Annotated in this window: 13 protein-coding genes; 12 read left to right on the forward strand and 1 reads right to left on the reverse strand. The window is 56.2% G+C overall.

The window, feature by feature from the left end:
- Window positions 1-10 precede the first annotated feature (10 nt).
- From udk to asmA, 3 genes are all read left to right on the forward strand, one after another.
- Complete coding sequence (gene udk / locus C1N84_RS06905; RefSeq protein WP_010615887.1) at window positions 11-649, forward strand: uridine kinase; 639 nt, start codon at window positions 11-13, stop codon at window positions 647-649.
- 120 nt (window positions 650-769) lie between these two features.
- The gene (gene dcd, locus C1N84_RS06910; RefSeq protein WP_021509321.1) at window positions 770-1,351 is read left to right on the forward strand and encodes a dCTP deaminase; all 582 of its coding nucleotides are present in this window, start codon (window positions 770-772) and stop codon (window positions 1,349-1,351) included.
- A gap of 59 nt (window positions 1,352-1,410) precedes the next feature.
- Window positions 1,411-3,210 carry an outer membrane assembly protein AsmA gene (gene asmA / locus C1N84_RS06915; protein ID WP_275028409.1) on the forward strand — a complete coding sequence of 600 codons (1,800 nt, stop codon included), beginning with the start codon at window positions 1,411-1,413 and terminating at the stop codon, window positions 3,208-3,210.
- A 199-nt stretch (window positions 3,211-3,409) separates the two neighbouring features.
- Here asmA and C1N84_RS06920 read toward each other — a convergent pair whose 3' ends face one another.
- On the reverse strand, window positions 3,410-4,978 hold the full coding sequence (locus tag C1N84_RS06920; RefSeq protein ID WP_264442787.1) for a TerC family protein: 1,569 nt from the start codon (window positions 4,976-4,978) through the stop codon (window positions 3,410-3,412).
- Between the two features lie 789 nt (window positions 4,979-5,767).
- Here C1N84_RS06920 and wbaP point away from each other — a divergent pair.
- The 9 genes from wbaP to wcaK all read left to right on the forward strand — a co-directional run bounded on the left by wbaP (window position 5,768) and on the right by wcaK (window position 18,726).
- Complete coding sequence (gene wbaP, locus C1N84_RS06925; RefSeq protein ID WP_058757291.1) at window positions 5,768-7,201, forward strand: undecaprenyl-phosphate galactose phosphotransferase WbaP; 1,434 nt, start codon at window positions 5,768-5,770, stop codon at window positions 7,199-7,201.
- Between the two features lie 299 nt (window positions 7,202-7,500).
- A complete protein-coding gene (locus tag C1N84_RS06930) occupies window positions 7,501-8,631 on the forward strand; it encodes a polysaccharide export protein (RefSeq protein ID WP_031280061.1) in 1,131 nt (376 codons plus the stop codon).
- Between the two features lie 9 nt (window positions 8,632-8,640).
- Window positions 8,641-9,075, forward strand: coding sequence for an arsenate reductase/protein-tyrosine-phosphatase family protein (locus C1N84_RS06935; protein ID WP_021509326.1), 435 nt, complete (start codon window positions 8,641-8,643; stop codon window positions 9,073-9,075).
- Between the two features lie 12 nt (window positions 9,076-9,087).
- Complete coding sequence (gene wzc / locus C1N84_RS06940) at window positions 9,088-11,265, forward strand: tyrosine-protein kinase Wzc (protein ID WP_021509327.1); 2,178 nt, start codon at window positions 9,088-9,090, stop codon at window positions 11,263-11,265.
- 448 nt (window positions 11,266-11,713) lie between these two features.
- Window positions 11,714-12,631 (forward strand): glycosyltransferase family 2 protein, encoded by a 918-nt coding sequence (locus C1N84_RS06945; protein ID WP_058757292.1) that lies wholly within the window; start codon window positions 11,714-11,716, stop codon window positions 12,629-12,631.
- 70 nt (window positions 12,632-12,701) lie between these two features.
- Window positions 12,702-13,454, forward strand: a complete 753-nt coding sequence (locus C1N84_RS06950) for a glycosyltransferase family 2 protein (RefSeq protein ID WP_264442798.1) — start codon at window positions 12,702-12,704, stop codon at window positions 13,452-13,454.
- Between the two features lie 155 nt (window positions 13,455-13,609).
- Window positions 13,610-14,644 (forward strand): glycosyltransferase, encoded by a 1,035-nt coding sequence (locus tag C1N84_RS06955; RefSeq protein WP_021509330.1) that lies wholly within the window; start codon window positions 13,610-13,612, stop codon window positions 14,642-14,644.
- Window positions 14,645-14,713: 69 nt separating this feature from the next.
- Window positions 14,714-16,924 carry a phage tailspike protein gene (locus C1N84_RS06960; RefSeq protein ID WP_264442800.1) on the forward strand — a complete coding sequence of 737 codons (2,211 nt, stop codon included), beginning with the start codon at window positions 14,714-14,716 and terminating at the stop codon, window positions 16,922-16,924.
- 539 nt (window positions 16,925-17,463) lie between these two features.
- Window positions 17,464-18,726 carry a colanic acid biosynthesis pyruvyl transferase WcaK gene (gene wcaK / locus C1N84_RS06965; protein WP_058757295.1) on the forward strand — a complete coding sequence of 421 codons (1,263 nt, stop codon included), beginning with the start codon at window positions 17,464-17,466 and terminating at the stop codon, window positions 18,724-18,726.
- The last annotated feature ends 2 nt before the right edge of the window (window positions 18,727-18,728 follow it).

Raw genomic sequence — 18,728 nt, forward strand, 5'->3', positions numbered from 1 at the left:
TTAAAAAAGTATGACTGACAAGTCTCATCAGTGCGTGATCGTTGGCATTGCAGGTGCATCCGCATCCGGAAAAAGTCTTATTGCCAGCACGCTCTATCGTGAAATCCGTGACCAGGTCGGTGACGAGCATATCGGTGTGATCCCCGAAGATGCCTACTATAAAGATCAAAGCCACCTCACCATGGAAGAGAGGGTGAAAACCAACTACGACCATCCGAGCGCGATGGACCACGATTTGCTGCTGCAGCATCTGCGTGCACTTAAGGCCGGCGAAGATATCGACCTGCCGGTTTACAGCTACGTTGAGCACACCCGCACCGACGAGTGTATTCACCTGAAGCCAAAGAAAGTGATTATTCTGGAAGGGATTCTGCTGCTGACCGATGCACGGCTGCGCCAGGAGCTTAACTTCTCGATCTTCGTTGATACCCCGCTGGATATCTGCCTGATGCGCCGTATGAAGCGCGACGTCAACGAGCGCGGGCGCTCGATGGACTCGGTGATGAGCCAGTACCAAAAGACCGTGCGCCCGATGTTCCTGCAGTTTATTGAGCCTTCCAAGCAGTATGCCGACATCATTGTGCCGCGCGGTGGTAAAAACCGCATCGCCATTGATATCCTCAAGGCCAAAATTAACCAGTATCTTTGACGACGCCCGTCCGGTTCAGCGGGACCGGAACGGGACACCGTGCGTCCGGATGGACGTGACGCGAACGGTTTGTCACAACCTGACCACCTTTCGCTACACTTAAATCATGGAGTTTCTGCGATGAGATTATGCGATCGCGATATTGAAAGCTGGCTGGACAGCGGCAAGCTGGCCATCGATCCCCGTCCGCCGGTTGAGCGCATCAACGGTGCCACCGTGGATGTGCGCCTCGGTAACCAGTTCCGTACCTTTAGCGGCCACACCGCACCGTTTATAGATTTGAGTGGTCCAAAGCATGAAGTGAGCGCGGCGCTGGATCGCGTGATGAGCGACGAGATTGTGCTGCCGGAAGGCGAAGCGTTCTTTCTGCATCCGGGTGAACTGGCGCTGGCGGTGACGCTGGAATCCGTCACCATCCCCGACGATCTGGTGGGCTGGCTGGATGGCCGTTCGTCGCTGGCGCGCCTCGGGCTGATGGTGCACGTTACCGCGCACCGTATCGACCCGGGCTGGCAGGGCCGTATCGTGCTGGAGTTTTACAACTCCGGCAAGCTGCCACTGGCGCTGCGTCCCGGCATGCTGATTGGCGCACTGAGCTTTGAACCGCTGTCCGGGCCGGCGGCGCGTCCTTACAATCGCCGCGAAGACGCCAAATATCGCGGGCAGCAGGGCGCTGACGCCAGCCGTATTGATAAAGACTAACGTTTCTCCTGGAGTGATTTCGCGCCAGCGGCCCGGAATCTGACGGTGATGAGGATGCAATGAGAAGACTGATAACCACGCTGGCCATCCTGTTAGTGGTGGTCGTAGCGGGCATGACGGCACTGGTGTTGCTGGTCAATCCCAACGACTTTCGTACCTATATGGTACAGCAGGTAAAACAGCGCAGTGGTTATCAGCTTGAAGTGAGCGGCGACCTGCGCTGGCACGTCTGGCCGCAGCTCAGCATTCTGGCGGGCCGCATGAGCCTGACCGCGCCCGGCGCCAGCCAGCCGATGGTGACCGCCGATAATATGCGTCTGGACGTCAATCTGTGGCCGCTGCTGTCGCATCAGCTGAGCGTCAGTCAGGTGATGCTGAAAAACGCGATTATTCGCGCTACGCCGGACAGCGCGGTGCAGAAACCGCAGGGCGCGCCGATTGAGCCGGGCGACAGTGAACCGGCCATCGCCGCCAGCAATGGCTGGACCTTTAACATCAGTAAACTGCGCATTGCCGATAGCCTGCTCATCTGGCAGCAGCCGGGCGGTGACGAGTACAACTTCCGCGATCTCAACCTCAATCTGAATCAGGACGATAACCGGCAGGCCAGCGTTGAGCTGGCGACACGCGTGTCGCGCAATCAGCGCAATCTCAGCCTGAACCTGAAAGGGCAGATGGACGTGGCGCACTATCCGCACCGTATCAGCGGCCAGCTGGATGAGCTGGATTACACGCTGGACGGCGCGAACCTGCCGCCGCAGGGCATTAAAGGGACGCTGAGCGGGCAGGCGCAGTGGGATGGCGACCAGCAGCAGTTTGCGCTGAACAAGCTGCAGTTAACCGCGAACGACAGCGCCCTCGACGGCAGCGCTGAGGGCCGGCTGGCCCTGCCGCAGCAGCTCAATCTCGCGCTGCACGCGACCTCGCTCAATCTGGATAACCTGATGGCCAGCGCGCCCGCCAGCGATAACAGCACCACGCAGCAGGCTAACGTGATGCGCACGCCGGTGATCGCTGAGCCGCGCGCGCACAATAATGCCGACTCGCCGCTCAACAGCATGGATTTACAGCTGACGCTCGACGCTGACAGCAGCGTGTGGCGCGGTCTGACGCTCAGCAATCTGCAAATTGACGCCCGCAATCAGCGCGGACTGCTGACGCTCAACAAGCTGCAGGGCAAATTTGGTGACGGCCACTTTTCCATTCCCGGCTCGGTGGATATCCGTCAGCCGGTCACGCAGGTGGCGTTTCAGCCGGAGCTGAGCAGCATTGCCATCGCGCCGCTGCTTAAAGCGCTGGAACTGCCGGCTTCGCTGCAGGGCACGGTCTCGCTCAAGGGCGACATCAGCGGTGCCGGGCTGAGCGTGGCGGAGGCGAAACAGAACTGGCAGGGCAATGCAGAACTGGAAGCCACTAATCTGCAGCTGGCGCAGCTGAATCTGCAGCAGATGGTGCGCCGCGCCGTGGCGCGCGTCAGCAATCGCGTCAGTAACGATCAGCCGGATGATCAGGGAATTGAACAGTTAAGCGGTCGCATCAGCCTGAAGCAGGGCAACGTCACGCTGCCGGATCTGCAGGGCGGCAGTAGCCGGCTGGCGCTGCAAACTCACGGCAACGTGGATGTGGTGAAGCAGCAGCTGGATGTCACCATTAATATGATTCTGCGCGGCTGGCACGGCGACGACCGGCTGGCGAAAGTCCTCAACGGCCAGCCGATTCCGCTGCGCATGTACGGCAGCTGGGGCAATCTGCAGTATTCGCTGCCGGTGGATGACGTGGTGCGCCAGCAGTTGCAGGGCGAAGCCAAAACGCGCCTCAATCAGTGGCTGGATAGTCAGAAGTCTGCACCGCGGCAATAAAATGACCACGGCGACGTTATCGGATTGTTCATCGCGAGATGATTCGCGCCGCTACCCCGTGTTGCACTGACGGGTAGCGGCGCAATTTATTGCGCAATGTACAACGGTGCGGATGTCAGGCCTGCGCGATAAATCGCGCCGCTACAAATCGCAACACTGGTGGCCGGACACGCATAATAAATCACGCCCCGGCACCGGGTTAAATAGACGGTGCGGGCGCGACCGGCACAATCTCGACTTTTTGCACCCGATGGTTCTCCACCTGCAGAGTGCGCAGCAGATAATCCCCGACGCGCAACTCCTCACCTTCGGCCGGCACGTGCTGCAGGCTATCCATCAGCAATCCCGCCAGCGTATGGTAATTGCGCCTCTCGTCGAGCGGCAGCGCCACATACAGCGCTAAATCTTCCAGCGGCATATGGCCGTTGGCGATCCAGCCGCCATGTTCCGCAGGCTGAATATCGTAACGGGCATCAATCTCTTCCCCTTCATTGGGCAGGTTGCCGGCGATAGTCTCCATCACGTCGCTCAGCGTCACCACGCCTTCTACCGAACCAAACTCATCCACCACAAAGGCAAAATGGGTGCGCGCATGGCGAAACTGCTCCAGCGCCTGCAGCAGGGTGACGCGCTCGGGAAACACCAGCGGCTGGCGAATAAGCGCACGCAAATCCAGCGATTTACTGTGCAGCGACTGATGCAGCAGATCGATCACATGCACCACGCCCAGCGGCTCGCGTCCCTGTTCGGTGATTAGCAGGCGCGTATGCTGGTTGCGGTCGAGTTTATCCATGATCGACTGCGGGTCTTCGCTCAGATCAATATGCTCGACGTCATGGCGTGACGTCATGATGCTGTTGATTTGGCGCTGACCCAGACCCAGCACGCGCATGATCATGCGCCGCTCCTGACGGTTAAACAGCGCTGCGCCCTGGTTATCGCTCAGCAGCGATGCCGTGTCGGCATCCAGATCGGCGCGCTGCGCTTCACCGCGCAGAATGCGCAGCACGGCTTCGGCGGTGCGCTGGCGCAGCGGCCGTCCGGCGGTAAGAAAACGGCGGCGATTAAACAGCGCCAGCTGATTAAAGATCTCAATCACAATCGAGAAGCCAATGGCCGCGTACAGATAGCCTTTGGGGATGACGAAGCCGAAACCCTCTGCCACCAGACTAAAGCCGATCATCAGCAGAAAGCTCAGGCAGAGAATCACAATGGTAGGATGGCCGTTAACGAAGCGCGTCAGCGGCTTGCTGGCCAGCAGCATTAACAGGATGGCGATGGTCACGGCGATCATCATCACCGGCAGGTCGTTGACCATACCGACGGCGGTAATGACGGCATCAAGTGAAAAGATGGCGTCCAGCACCACGATTTGCGCCACCACCGGCCAGAATTTAGCACCGCTGTTATTTTGACCCGATTCCTCGTCGCTGCCCTCCAGCCGGGCGTTCAGTTCGGTGGTGGCTTTAAACAACAGGAAGATACCGCCGCCCAGCAGCAGCAGGTCGCGTGCGCTGAAGCTGTGCTGGAAGAGGGTGAACAGCGGTTGGGTCAGCGTAACCAGCCACGACAGCGACGCCAGCAGCACCAGCCGTGATACCAGCGCCAGCAGCAGGCCGAACACCCGCGCGCGGTCGCGCAGCGTCGGCGGCAGCTTCTCCACCAGGATGGCAATGAAAACCAGGTTATCAATACCCAGCACCAGCTCAAGAACGATTAGCGTGACTAATCCTGCCCAGAGCGACGGATCGATGATCCACTCCCACATACTTTCATCACCATAATGTCTAAAAATGAGCTTAGTCTGATGATAGTTAATCGTCAGACAGGGTACAAATACGCCCCGGCCGCGCGGAAGTCGCGGGCTGGCGGCTTATTAGGATTAATCTTACCTTGTTCAGCCGGGCGATAAGTGAAAAGTATGGATAAACATCCTGTGTGGATGAAGACCACTATTTATTCTTATCCAGCGGCAAAAGCGTACATTTTTAATGCGACTAATCTGAAGACGGGTATCGAATTATTCTGAAATTTGGCGTGAAATTGCCTGGCGGGGCTGGCATCAATACTTATGGCTGGTAGTCTTTTTCCTAAAATAGTGCAGGGAAGACGGGGCCTACTTGTAAACAAGCCAGTAATAACTAGTATAGCAACGTGTTAGTAAATGTCTGCGCCAATGTTGTTAATAGCGCGCTGTTTAGCTTCTTAATGTTGTGAATTGTGATCGTGCACGGGTTAAGGCGGGTATTTCCCGGCGTGGCGACAAAGCGCGGACAAAAAATAGGGTGTTGTAAGCGGTATTGGCAGCGACAGCCAAGGGCGGTAGCGTGCCTGACGTGGTTTTCACAGGTTAAGAATTGTCTGGCCTTGCGGCAAAAGGAAGTCAGACTAATCTGTTGGTATTTATCACAATTTTCTTGCTTAACTGGAAAGAGAATTGGCCTAAATGCCGGGGAGTTCGCCGCAGTTTGTCTCGCTGGTTTAGTTAGTGCATCGCTCATTAATTACTCAGGCTTAGGCGTTAGGGATTAAGGGAAATAAAATAAAAGAGTCAAATATGCGCGATAATGAATTTACATATAAAAGTCTTCTGACAAAAATTTTACTGGCGTGCTCGGATTTAATTTGTTTCAACGCGGCATTGTTTATTGCACTCGCGCTGATTAATTCGTTCGCCGATTCTCCACTGGCAGATATTTCTGAAAAAGACCTCAACTTAAAAATCGCCACCCATGTCTGTCTGTCCTTAATTTGTACAGGCTGGTTCTGGGTTCGCCTGCGTCATTATACCTATCGCAAACCCTTCTGGTTTGAGCTGAAAGAGATCTTTCGTACCATTCTCATTTTCTCTGTCATCGATTTGTCAATTTCAGCATTATCACAATGGCAGATGTCCCGTTTTGTCTGGGTATTAACGTGGATTTTAGCGCTGGTGCTGATTCCGCTGGCGCGCGCTATTTCCAAACGCGTGCTGAATCATTTCGGTATGTGGAAAAAGCAAACCATTATTATTGGCAGCAACCGTAACGCGCAGGAAGCCTGGCAGGCGCTGCAGAGCGAAGAGGTGATGGGCTTTGATGTGATCGCCTTCTTCGACGTCGATGGCAGCTGCCCGCAGGCTAGCATCTCCGGTGTACCGGTGCTGCATAACGAGCAGGAGCTGTGGCAACTGACCAACAGCGAAACCCAGTTTATCGTTGCGGTTGAGTTCGAGCAGAGTCAGCACCGCGACCGCTGGCTGAAAATGCTGGCGATGCATAACTGTCGCTCGGTCTCGGTTATCCCGACGTTGCGCGGCGTACCGCTGTACGGCACCGATATGGCTTACATCTTCAGCCATGAAGTGATGATTCTGCGTGTGAATAACAACCTGGCGAAACGCACCTCGCGTGTCCTGAAGCGGGCATTCGATATCGTCGGCGCGCTCAGCATCATCATCGCGCTGTCACCTGCGCTGCTGGTACTCGGCTTCATGGTTGGCCGTGATGGCGGACCACCGATTTACGGTCACGAACGTGTGGGTCTCAATGGCCGCAAGTTCAAGTGCCTGAAGTTCCGCTCGATGGTAATTAACTCGAAAGAGGTGCTGGAAGAGGTGCTGCGCACCGACCCGGTAGCCCGTGCCGAGTGGGACAAAGATTTCAAACTGAAAAACGATCCACGTATTACCAAAGTCGGTCATTTCATCCGTAAAACCAGCCTGGATGAGCTGCCGCAGCTGTGGAACGTCGTGCGCGGTGACATGAGCCTTGTTGGCCCGCGCCCGGTGATTGAAGATGAACTCTGCCGTTATGCCGGTGATGTTGATTATTACCTGATGGCAAAGCCAGGCATGACGGGATTGTGGCAGGTCAGCGGTCGTAACGACGTTGACTATGAGACGCGCGTCTATTTCGATTCGTGGTATGTCAAAAACTGGTCGCTGTGGAATGACATCGCGATTCTGTTTAAGACGGTCGGCGTGGTACTCAAACGCGACGGCGCTTATTGATAGACAGCAAGGGCAGGGGACGAAATAACGTTCCCGCCTGATAACTGCCGGTGCTGGGAGTGTCTGTAACTGATAACTGCCATTATCGAGCCCGAACAGAGCGGGTTATTAAGCCGCTTAACGATAACCCACTTTAATTGAAGTCGTCTGCAACCAGGATGACAACATAAACCAGGGAGCTAATGATAATGAACCTCAGTTTCAGTGTTTAATTCCTTGCCTTTATTTTTGTTAGACGCTTACACAGCGGCGTTTTCGCCTCTATCAATCATTAACTGATAGCGAAGAACCAGATGATAATGAAAACTAAATTGATACCGTTACTGGTATCCGCGACTTTCCTCTCCGGGTGCACCATCGAACCAGGTTCGCACCTTTCCACTAGCGGAAAAGATGTCATTGAGCAACAGGATAGCAATTTTGACATCGACAAATACGTTAACGTCTTCCCTCTGACGCCGCGTCTGGTTGAACAGATGCGTCCGAAGCCGCTGGTTGCTCAGGCTAACCCGCTGCTGCAGAACGAGATTCAGAGCTATCAATACCGCGTTGGCATCGGCGACGTACTGAACGTCACCGTATGGGATCACCCTGAGCTGACCACGCCGGCCGGTCAGTACCGTAGCGCCAGCGACACCGGTAACTGGGTGCAGGCAGACGGTACCATTTTCTATCCGTACATCGGTAAAGTGCGCGTTGCAGGCCGCACCGTGACGGAAATCCGCAGTGAAATCGCGCGTCGTCTGGCGCAGTTCATTGAAAGTCCGCAGGTGGATGTCAATGTGGCCGCGTTCCGTTCGCAGAAAGCCTACGTGACTGGTTCGGTCACCACCTCCGGCCAGCAGCCGATCACCAACGTGCCGCTGACCGTGCTGGATGCGGTGAACGCCGCGGGTGGCCTTGCCGCCGACGCCGACTGGCGCAACGTGGTGCTGACGCACAACGGCCGCGAGCAGCGCATTTCGCTGCAGGCGCTGATGCAAAACGGCGACCTGAGCCAGAACCATCTGCTCTATCCGGGCGACATCCTTTACGTACCGCGTAACGACGATCTGAAGATCTTCGTGATGGGCGAAGTGAAACAGCAGACCACGCTGAAGATGGACCGCAGCGGCATGACGCTGGCTGAAGCGCTGGGTAACGCACAGGGCATGGATCAAACCACCTCTGACGCCACCGGCGTATTCGTCATTCGTCCGATTCGCGGTGCTAACCGCACCAAGATCGCCAACATCTATCAGCTGAACACCAAAGATGCGGCGTCGATGGTGATGGGCACCGAATTCCAACTGGAGCCGTACGACATTGTCTACGTCACCGCAACACCAATCACCCGCTGGAACCGCGTGATTTCCGGACTGCTGCCGACCATCGTGGGTATCGACGATGCAAGCTCCGCAGCGCTGCGTTTCCGCAACTGGTCGGACTAAGGTTTTACCATGATTAAGTCAGTGTTAGTCGTCTGCGTCGGCAACATTTGCCGCTCCCCCACCGGGGAGCGTCTGTTTAAACGCGCACTTCCGCATACCCGTATCGCTTCTGCCGGTCTTGGCGCCCTGAAGGGCCACCCGGCGGATAAGACGGCCAGCGCCGTCGCCGCTGAACATGGCGTTTCGCTGGACGGTCATGAGGCTCAGCAGTTAACGGCCAGCATGTGCCGTGACTTTGACCTGATTCTGGTAATGGAGAAGCGCCACGTTGAGCAGGTGAACCGCATCGATCCGGCCGCGCGGGGGAAGACCATGCTGCTGGGCCACTGGCTTAACCAACAGGAAATTGCGGATCCGTACAAAAAAAGCCGTGAGGCCTTTGAAGAGGTTTACGGGTTACTGGAAAACGCTACCCAGAAATGGGTTAACGTACTAAGCCGATAGTTGGGAATATCCATGAATATCAAAAACAAGGTTATGACTGCGCCAAAAGAAGATTCGAATGGATGGGATCTGGCGCATCTTGTGGGACAGCTGATCGATCATCGCTGGATCATCGTGGCGGTCACCGCTTTCTTTATGCTGATGGCAACGCTCTACACACTGTTTGCTACGCCAATCTATAGCGCGGACGCTATGGTGCAGGTGGAGCAGAAAAACACCGCCTCGGTGCTGAACGAATTACAGGATGTGATTCCGACCACGCCAGCATCAGACACCGAGATTCAGATTATCGAATCCCGCATGGTGATTGGTAAAACCGTTAACGACCTCGGTCTGGACACGGTCATTCAGCAAAACTACTTCCCGGTGATCGGTAAAGGTCTGTCGCGCCTGATGGGCAACAAGCCGGCGCAGATTGCCATTTCACGCCTGGAAATTCCGCGCAGCATCGACAAACGTACCGTTGAGCTGGAAGTCACCGGTCCGCAGACCTATACCGTGAGCAAAGACGGCGACGAACTGTTCAAAGGCCGCGTCGGTCAGCTGGAGCAGCACGGCGACGTCACCATGCTGGTTAGCGGCATTCAGGCTGACGAAGGCACCAGCTTCAGCGTTACCAAGCTGAGCGACCTGCAGGCGATTAAAACCGTACTCGGCGCGCTGACCGTCGCCGATAAAGGCAAAACCACCGGCGTGCTGGGCCTGGAGTTCCAGGATGAAGATCAGGAGCAGGCGAGCCGCGTGCTGAACCAGATCGTCAACAACTATCTGCTGCAGAACGTTGAGCGTAAGTCTGAGCAGGCGGAAAAGAGCCTCGAATTCCTGCGCACCCAGCTGCCTAACGTGCGTGCCAAGCTGGACGATGCGGAAGACAAGCTGAACACCTTCCGTCGTCAGAACGAGTCGGTGGACATGTCGCTGGAAGCCAAATCGGCGCTCGACTCGTCCGTTAGCGTCCAGAGCCAGCTGAACGAGCTGACCTTCCGTGAAGCCGAAGTTTCCCAGCTGTTCACCAAAGACCACCCGACGTACCGCGCGCTGCTGGAAAAACGCAAAACGCTGGAAGCGGAACAGGCGCAGCTGAACAAGAAAATCTCGGCCATGCCGCAGACCCAGCAGGAGATTCTGCGTCTGACGCGTGATGTGCAGGCCGGTCAGGAAATCTACATGCAGCTGCTGAACCGTCAGCAGGAACTGGGCATCAGTAAGGCCAGCACCGTGGGTGATGTGCGCATCATCGACCGTGCTGAAACCAGCACCAGCCCGGTGGCACCAAAGAAACTGCTGATTATTGTCGCGGGCCTGATTGTTGGTCTGATGCTGTCGGTTGGTCTGGTGCTGCTGAAAGCGCTGTTCCACCACGGGATCGACAACCCGGAGCAGCTGGAAGAGCTGGGCATGAACGTCTATGCCAGCGTACCGCTCTCCGAGTGGCAGCGTAAGAAAGACACCGAAGCGCTGGCGCGACGCGGCAGCAAAGAGAAGTCGGATCCGCACAACACGCTGCTGGCGCTGGGTAACCCGACTGACCTCTCCATCGAAGCGATTCGTAGCCTGCGTACCAGCCTGCACTTCGCCATGATGGAAGCGAAAAACAACATCCTGATGATCACCGGTGCCAGCCCGGGCATTGGTAAAACCTTTATCTGTGCCAACCTGGCGACGCTGGTATCCAAAGCAGGTCAGCGCGTGCTGTTCATCGATGGTGATATGCGTCGCGGCTATACCCACGAGCTGCTGGGTGCGGACAACAAGACCGGCCTGTCTAACGTGCTGTCGGGCAAAAGCGAGTTCTCGCCGGCGATGATTCAGAAGGGCGTGTACGGTTTTGACTTCCTGCCGCGCGGTCAGGTGCCACCGAACCCGTCTGAGCTGCTGATGCATCGTCGCATGCAGGAGCTGCTGGACTGGGCAAGCAAGAACTATGACCTGGTGCTGATTGATACGCCGCCGATTCTGGCTGTGACCGACGCTTCCATCATCGGTAAGCTGGCTGGTACCTCGCTGATGGTGGCGCGTTTCGAAACTAACACCACTAAAGAGCTGGATGTCAGCTACAAGCGCTTCGCTCAGAACGGTATCGAGATTAAAGGCGTCATCCTCAACGCCGTGGTCCGTAAAGCGTCGAATGCCTATGGTTATGGCTACGACTATTACAACTACGAATACGGCAAAGAGAGCAAAAGCTAAGCACTATCGGGGGCGGATTTTCCGCCCCTTTTTATGACTAAAAAGCGTTAGCGAGGTGCGCATAAATGCGCACCCTACGTGAACGGTGCAGGAGAATTGACCTCTTTACCCGTGCGCATACATGCACTGGCGGTCAGAACCGTGCCCGACGCTGTAGGGTCGCCATTCATGGCGACCGGCAAACCGCTCTGTCGGATATAACGCCATTGATGGCGACCGGCAAACCGCTTTCCCGAACATAACGCCATACATGGCGACTAAATTTTTCGGTGCGTTTTGCACCATCAAACATACACACAGCACAATCTTAGATATTTCCGTGACGGTACGAAAAGTCTTATTGAAAAAGAATACTAACGGCATGATTTTTCAGAACAAAGCCGATTCCTTTCTACAGGCCGCTCGCGTTACCGTTGAATCTGGAACAGCTGTTTAAGAGGTGCTGGCAATGCAGGACATCCGCTTCTCAATTGTAATTCCCGCTTATAACGCGTCGAAATCGATTGTCACGACGCTGGATTGCGTTAAAGCGCAAACCTATCGCAACTTTGAAGTCATCATCGTGGATGACAAATCCGCTGATGCCGCGGAACTGGCGCAGGTGGTGCGCGGCGAGCGCTATCAGGATCTGGACATCAAACTGGAGCTGTCTGAGGTCAAACTCAACGGTGCCGGCGCGCGCAACAAAGGTATTGAACTGGCGCAGGGCGACTTCATCAGCTTCCTCGACGCCGACGACGAGTGGCACGCGGACAAGCTGCTGGAAGTGTGCGATACCATCCGCAAGCTGGAAGCGCAGGGTAAATCGCGCTATGTCATCTTCAGCCAGGTCAATATTCATCAGGACGGCAGCTTCCTCAAAGTGATGCCGATGCAGCCGCCGGGTAAAAACGAGACCGTGGCGGAGTACCTGTTTGGCTGTTACGGCTTTATCCAGACCAGTACCATCGTGCTGAAACGCGAAGATGCCGCCAGAATCCAGTTTGATGCGCGCTATATTCGCCATCAGGATTATGACTTCTGCATCCGCGCCGACCGCATGGGCTACGAATTTGTGATGATCGCCAAACCGCTGGCGACCTACCATCTGGTGACCAAATTTGGTTCCAAACACAAAGGCGAGTCGGTGAAGTACTCCTTCTTCTGGCTCGACACCATGAAGCCGCACCTGACGGCGCGCGATATCCATACCTACAAAGCGTTCAAGCTGCCGCTGCGCTACAAAATGGATGGCAATTCGCTGCTGGCCAGCGTCAGTTTTGCGCGCTACTTCTTCCTCACCAACCGTGATAACCGCGCTTACTTCATCAATCGCCTGGTCGATAAGCTGAAGTCGCGCTTCACGGGGCGAAGAGCGGTTTCCTGATCGATTTATGACTTTCACTTGCTCCCGCAGCGGGAGCATTTTTTCGGTTCCTGACACTCCGGGTATACAAATGACAAATCATGTTGGCACCATCGGTATCGTGATGCCGATGTACAACGCGCGCAACACCGTGCTGCGTGCGGTTGAGTCGATCGTGAATCAGACCTACAGCGACTGGCATCTCTACCTGGTCAATGATAAATCCACCGATGATTCACTCGCTTTTGTGCGCGAGCACTGCCAGGACGCGCGCATCACTATCCTCAGCAACGAGGTCAACCTCGGCGCGGCGGAAACGCGCAACGTGGGCCTGCGCGCGGCCAAAGAGGAGATCATTGCGTTTCTCGACAGCGATGACGAATGGCACGCGGAGAAACTGGCCGAGCAGGCCGAGGCGCTGGCCGCCGGTGACGACTTTGTGATCACCCATTATCACTACAAAACCAAAACCGCCGATCACGACATCAACTACAACAAACTTTATCTGCAGCAGGAAAACTTCGTGAAGAAGCAGTATCGCGTCTGCTTCTCCTCGGTGTGTTTCCGTCGTCCGCCACAGGGCATCTTCTTCCAGCGTAAAGGCCATGAAGACTTCCTGTTCCTCTATGAGCTGTTCCTCCGCTACAAACAAGCCCGGGTGATCCAGAAGACGCTGGTCAATTACTACGAGCTGGGCGATTCGCTGTCGCGTAACAAAAATAAAGCGGCGAAATGGCACCTCGAATTATTAAGAATTATCTATAAAAACAATCCTTTAAAAATCTATTACTATTACGGCTGGTATATGGTGAATGGGGTTCTTTTCACCCTTAAACATCGCTAAGACCCTGTGTCCTTCGCGCTGCCGCTACGTTGGCTGCGCACGTCCATCCCGGTCACTTACTTGAGTAAGCTCCCGGGAATGAACGCACTTGCCGCCTTGCGGCAACGCAAATGACTTGGGTCTGGATTTGAGCAATTTGAGGTGAAAAGTATCAGATGAAAAAGATTGTTTTGGTTATTAAGGATGCCTACTCCTACGCAGGCACGGAGAACATCTGCAACTTCATGTCGGAGTGCCTCGGTGAGGAGCATGCCGTCACCATTTACTCGCTGGAAGGGCACGGCAAAACCTTTTACCCGTTTGAGCGGGTGAAAGAGATTGTCAGCTTCGAAGGCCACAGCAACCCGATTAAAAGTGCCGTGGCGCGCATCCATCAGGAGGGCTTCGACAGCGTATTCCTGATCAGTATGGGGCGCCTGAGCGTGATGTTTGCCTTCTGGAACCTGATGGCAATGAAGAAAAAAACCTTCAAAGCCTACGCCTGTGAGCACATCGCTATTAACTCGTTCAGCAAGCCGATCAAACTGCTGAAGTGGCTGCTGCTGCGCTACTACGACCAGGTGATCGTGCTGACTGACAAAGACCATCAGGTCTTCACCCGCTGGCATATCCCCAGCCAGCAAATTCCTAATCCGGTGGTGTACAAATCCTGGCAGCGCGAGACGCGCAGCCGTCAGGCGCTGGCGGTAGGCCGCCTCGATAACCAGAAGGGCTTTGACCTGCTGCTGGATATCTGGGCCGACTTCAGCAAAAAACACCCGGAGTGGAAGCTGGTGATCGCCGGTGACGGCGAACTGCGCCAGCAACTGCACGATCAGGCCGCGGCGCTGGGCATCACCGGCAGCGTTAACTTTGTCGGCAAAGTCAGCAATATCAATGATTACTACCGCGACAGCGACATGGCGCTGATGACCTCACGTTATGAAGGACTGCCGCTGGTACTGCTGGAAGCCAAATCGTGGTCGCTGCCGGTGGTGGCCTATGACTGTCCGACCGGACCGCAGGAGATCATCAATCACGGCGAAGATGGCTTCCTGGTGCCAATGAACGACAAAGCCACTTTCCTGGCGCGCATGGAGCAGCTGGCCAGCGACGATCGCCTGTTCTTTGCCATGAGCGAAAAGACCAAAGAGACGGCGCTGAAGTTTGACGGTAATCAGATCAAACAGAGCTGGCTGGCGCTGGTATAACCACTTTTATCGTGCCTCGGGGATACCTTTTCGGCCGCCATGCGGCCCCATGACCACGGGATTGTTAGCATGAAAAGAAGAGAAGTCTTGCAAACTGCAGCCTCCTCCATTGTTGCCGCGCTGTCGGTGAGCGCGTTTTCCAGTTACGCCGCCAAAAGTGGTCAGCCGGCGCTGAAAGCGGTTGATGCCTCCAGCGTCCCGCCGGGCGATGTGCCGATTCTGACGCCGGAAAACGTCTATACCATGCCACCGCAGTTCTGGCAGAACTTTGAAGGCAAACTGTGGATTGGCGCAGCAGGCAAAGATGCCAGCCAGGCCGGCAACCAGATTCCGGTGTATCTGCGCGACGCCAGCGGTAAGGTGTCCCAGGTGAGCCAGCCAATTGCGCTCAACAAAGGAAACTTTGCCCAGTTTATTCACGATAATGCCGCGTTAATCGCCAATCCCGCGCACTCGATGGTGGTGGAAGATAATCAGGGCAATACGCTGTTTTCCATCAGCGACGTGTCGCGCCCGAACGCCAGCAACTTCAGCCAGCGCCTGGCGCAGCCGAATGGCTATCAGCTGATCGGCGAAATCCCGTCGGTGGAAGAGCTGCGTAAAACCCGACCGCTGTTTGCCGGGGCGAAAATCAAGCTGAAAAGCTGGCACGAAGGACTGGAAGTGGGCGGCGGCGAGTTCGTCGGCGTGTATGGCGAAGGCGAAGATGATGGCGGCGTGATTTTCAGCGGCAGCGGGTTCTACTGGCGCCGCGTGGTGGAAGATTTCAACCGTCTGACGCTGTTTGACTTCGGCGCCATCGCCGACGGCAAAACCGATACGGCACCGGCGATCAAAGCCATGTATCAGTGGTCGCTCAAGGCTAACCAGCAGATCTGCGTGCAGTTTCCGGCAGGCACCTTCTTCGTCACCGGCTGTGACTTTGGCGATCAGCAGCAGCGCTTCTTCCGCATTTCCGGTGCGATGGTTAACTTCGGCTATTTCCCGGCGACCACGCTGGTTTCTGACGGTCGTTCCGAATTCCTGTTCCAGGTGAATGCGCGCTGGACCGAAATCTCCAACCTGATCTTCAACGGTCAGAACGACAAGCGGCCAAACAAACAGGGGCTGTTCCGCAACACCTGTCCGGGCGGCCAGTTCTTCCGCGGTGCCTGCCTGCGCTTCAACCGCGTCGGCGGCACCTCGATCAGCCTGCTGGATACGCTGGACTGCAAAATCGACCAGTGGTACGCCGACACCTGTACCGGTGACGTGATCAAAGCCAGCTGGTCCGGACAGAAGCAGGGTGCGTGGGACCACAGTACGGCGATTGAGCTGTCGAACTTCAACGCCCAGCGCTGTACCGGTGGCATGGTTCTTAACCTGCCGCGCTGCAGCCAGTCGATCATTCATAACGGCTGGATTGAGCACAGTGAGCACCCCGGCGATATCTCGAACGGCCAGTGGATCATTGATGCGCTGAGCCTGGAAGATTGCAAAAACCCGCTGAACGCGCGCAATTCCCGCCTCAACATGCGCCAGACCAATCTGCAGTCTGGCAGCTGGATCGATAACTCGCTGGAAGGCGAGCGCTGGCTGAATATCTGGGAGATGGGCTCAACGCGGGTGGAGTCTTACGGCGTGGCCATCGACGGCAGCCTGAAATACAACTACATCACGTCGCGTTTCCGTCTGACCAACAACACCAATCAGGCCACCTGGTTCGAGCTGGGGAATTTTTACTCGCCCACCGTGGGTGACAGCTGGGAGATCGAGCTGTTTGGTCAGTCGCAGTTCAGCAACGGCAGCGACAAACAGCCGCTGCTCGACGTGATGGGCGGTAAACAGACCGGCGGTCGCGCGGTGATTCATCTGCAGCGCAAAACCAGCAAGGCGGAAGCCAGCTGGTCTGCGGAAGGCAGTTCGCCGGTGCTGGAGGTGCGCGTCGATGCGCGCAGCGATACCGATAGCAAAGTGTTCGTCAAACTGGCGGGCTGGACGCCGACGGCGGTGGTGCTGATTAAGAGCACCGCCAAAGACCGTTTCCTCACCGGCCGCTGTGCGCGCGTTGACGCCACCATGGCGCAGGGCAGTCCGACCAGCGGCAGCCAGCCGGCCCCGCAACGGTTTAGCCTGCACAACGGTAAAGCCGGCATCGGCGGCAATGAGCAGGGCGATTTGCTGCTGGCGTCGCGCGCGCTCAAGCCCGAACAGGTGGATACGCGCCAGCCGAAGGGGTTTGTTTCAGTGGTGATCAACGGCGAGCAGGTGGCGCTGCCGTATTTTGCGCTGAAGTCGTGAGGGTGAGCGGCGGTCGCCATGAATGGCGACCCTACGTCCGTGCACTTCTCATCATCGCGCACAGGACTTGTAGGGTGCGCATTTATGCGCACCGTATACCAGCGATGCAGGGCGCGGATTGATGCTCAGTGCAGCACCAGATATGTAGGGTGCGCATTTATGCGCACCGTGTACCGGCGATGCAGGGCGCGGATTGATGCCCGGCGCAGCACCAGAAATGTAAGGTGCGCATTTATGCGCACCGTATACCGGCGATGCAGGGCGTGGATTGATGCCCGGCGCAGCACCAGAAATGTAGGGTGCGCATTTATGCGCACCGTATACCGGCGATGCAGGGCGCGGATTGATACCCAGCGCAGCGCCAGATATGTAGGGTGCGCATTAATGCGCACCGCTAAACAGGTAACGCATTTACGTCACAACAGGCAGTCGTCAATTTCGGGCCGCTGGCCCATTAGCAGTTTTTTCTTACAGAGTTCACTTAGCCAGTATGGAACTGGCGGCTTGTAAAAAATTACAAAAATTTATCTGGAGTTTTTATGAAGATTTTATTGGTGGGTAACCATACCTGTGGAAATCGTGGGGATGGCGCGATTTTACGTGGACTGATTGATTCATTGCAGGCCGCGCGTGGGGATCTGGATATCGATGTCATCAGCCGCTATCCAACCAGCTCCGGATATTTACTGCAGCAGCACATCCAGCAGGATTCGCTGTTTCTGCATAACAGTAAGGCGCCAAAAGGGCTGGTCAGCAGCCTGAAGCGCAAAGTCGCCAACCGTCTGATGCCGGACATCATGATGGCACACCTCGGCAAAGGTGGCGTGTATAAATCCTTCTCGGTGCCGCCGCATCTGGCGGAATTCACCCGCAGCCTGGCGAAATATGACGCCATCATCCAGGTTGGTGGCTCGTTCTTCGTCGATCTGTACGGCGTCACTCAGTTCGATCACGCGCTGTGCGCGCTGATGGCGAAGAAGCCGCTGCACATGATCGGTCACTCGGTGGGCCCGTTCGAAAACCCGCGCGTCAATGCGCTGGCAAACTTTGTTTTTGATCGCGTCGACAGCCTGGTGCTGCGCGAAGAGGTCAGCCTCGATCGCCTGAAGCAGGATGGCGTGACCACCAGCCGGGTGAAGAAGGGCGTGGACACCGCGTTCCTGGTGCAGGCGCGCGAGGTGGAAAATCCGAGCCACAACCTGCTGCACTGGCAGAACATCATTCAGTCGCGCAAAACCATCGCCATCACCGTGCGTGAGCTGGCACCGTTCGACAAACGCCTTGGCGTTACGCAGAAAGAGTATGAAGCCGCGTTTGGCCGGGTGATCAACGCCATGATCGCCGAAGGTTATCAGGTGGTGGCGTTCTCCACCTGTACCGGCATCGACAGCTATGCCAAAGATGACCGTATGGTGGCGCTGACGCTGCGCGACCACGTTGAGCAGCCGGAGCACTACCATGTGATCATGGACGAATTCAACGACCTGGAGCTCGGCATCCTGCTCAGCCACTGCCATCTCACCATCGGCACGCGCCTGCACTCGGCAATCATCTCCATGAACTTTGGCACGCCAGCCGTGGCCATCAACTACGAGCACAAATCACTCGGCGTGATGAACCAGCTGGGTCTGCCGCAGATGGCCACCGATGTGCAGAGCCTGATGGACGGCTCGCTGATCGACAAAGTGCAGACGGTGCTGGCGGACTACGACAACGTGAAGCAAAAAGTGAACACCGCGGTGGCGCAGGAGCGTGAAATCGGCAACCGCATCACCGAAGAAATTCTCAACGTCCTGGGGTAAGT

The sequence above is a fragment of the Pantoea sp. SGAir0418 genome, from assembly GCF_043529865.1.

What these genes read in the sequence shown, in the direction of transcription:
- udk (WP_010615887.1), top strand. Translation starts at nt 11, where the DNA reads ATGACTGACAAGTCTCATCAGTGCGTGATCGTTGGCATTGCAGGTGCA.
- dcd (WP_021509321.1), top strand. Translation starts at nt 770, where the DNA reads ATGAGATTATGCGATCGCGATATTGAAAGCTGGCTGGACAGCGGCAAG.
- asmA (WP_275028409.1), top strand. Translation starts at nt 1,411, where the DNA reads ATGAGAAGACTGATAACCACGCTGGCCATCCTGTTAGTGGTGGTCGTA.
- C1N84_RS06920 (WP_264442787.1), bottom strand. Translation starts at nt 4,978, where the DNA reads ATGTGGGAGTGGATCATCGATCCGTCGCTCTGGGCAGGATTAGTCACG.
- wbaP (WP_058757291.1), top strand. Translation starts at nt 5,768, where the DNA reads ATGCGCGATAATGAATTTACATATAAAAGTCTTCTGACAAAAATTTTA.
- C1N84_RS06930 (WP_031280061.1), top strand. Translation starts at nt 7,501, where the DNA reads ATGAAAACTAAATTGATACCGTTACTGGTATCCGCGACTTTCCTCTCC.
- C1N84_RS06935 (WP_021509326.1), top strand. Translation starts at nt 8,641, where the DNA reads ATGATTAAGTCAGTGTTAGTCGTCTGCGTCGGCAACATTTGCCGCTCC.
- wzc (WP_021509327.1), top strand. Translation starts at nt 9,088, where the DNA reads ATGAATATCAAAAACAAGGTTATGACTGCGCCAAAAGAAGATTCGAAT.
- C1N84_RS06945 (WP_058757292.1), top strand. Translation starts at nt 11,714, where the DNA reads ATGCAGGACATCCGCTTCTCAATTGTAATTCCCGCTTATAACGCGTCG.
- C1N84_RS06950 (WP_264442798.1), top strand. Translation starts at nt 12,702, where the DNA reads ATGACAAATCATGTTGGCACCATCGGTATCGTGATGCCGATGTACAAC.
- C1N84_RS06955 (WP_021509330.1), top strand. Translation starts at nt 13,610, where the DNA reads ATGAAAAAGATTGTTTTGGTTATTAAGGATGCCTACTCCTACGCAGGC.
- C1N84_RS06960 (WP_264442800.1), top strand. Translation starts at nt 14,714, where the DNA reads ATGAAAAGAAGAGAAGTCTTGCAAACTGCAGCCTCCTCCATTGTTGCC.
- wcaK (WP_058757295.1), top strand. Translation starts at nt 17,464, where the DNA reads ATGAAGATTTTATTGGTGGGTAACCATACCTGTGGAAATCGTGGGGAT.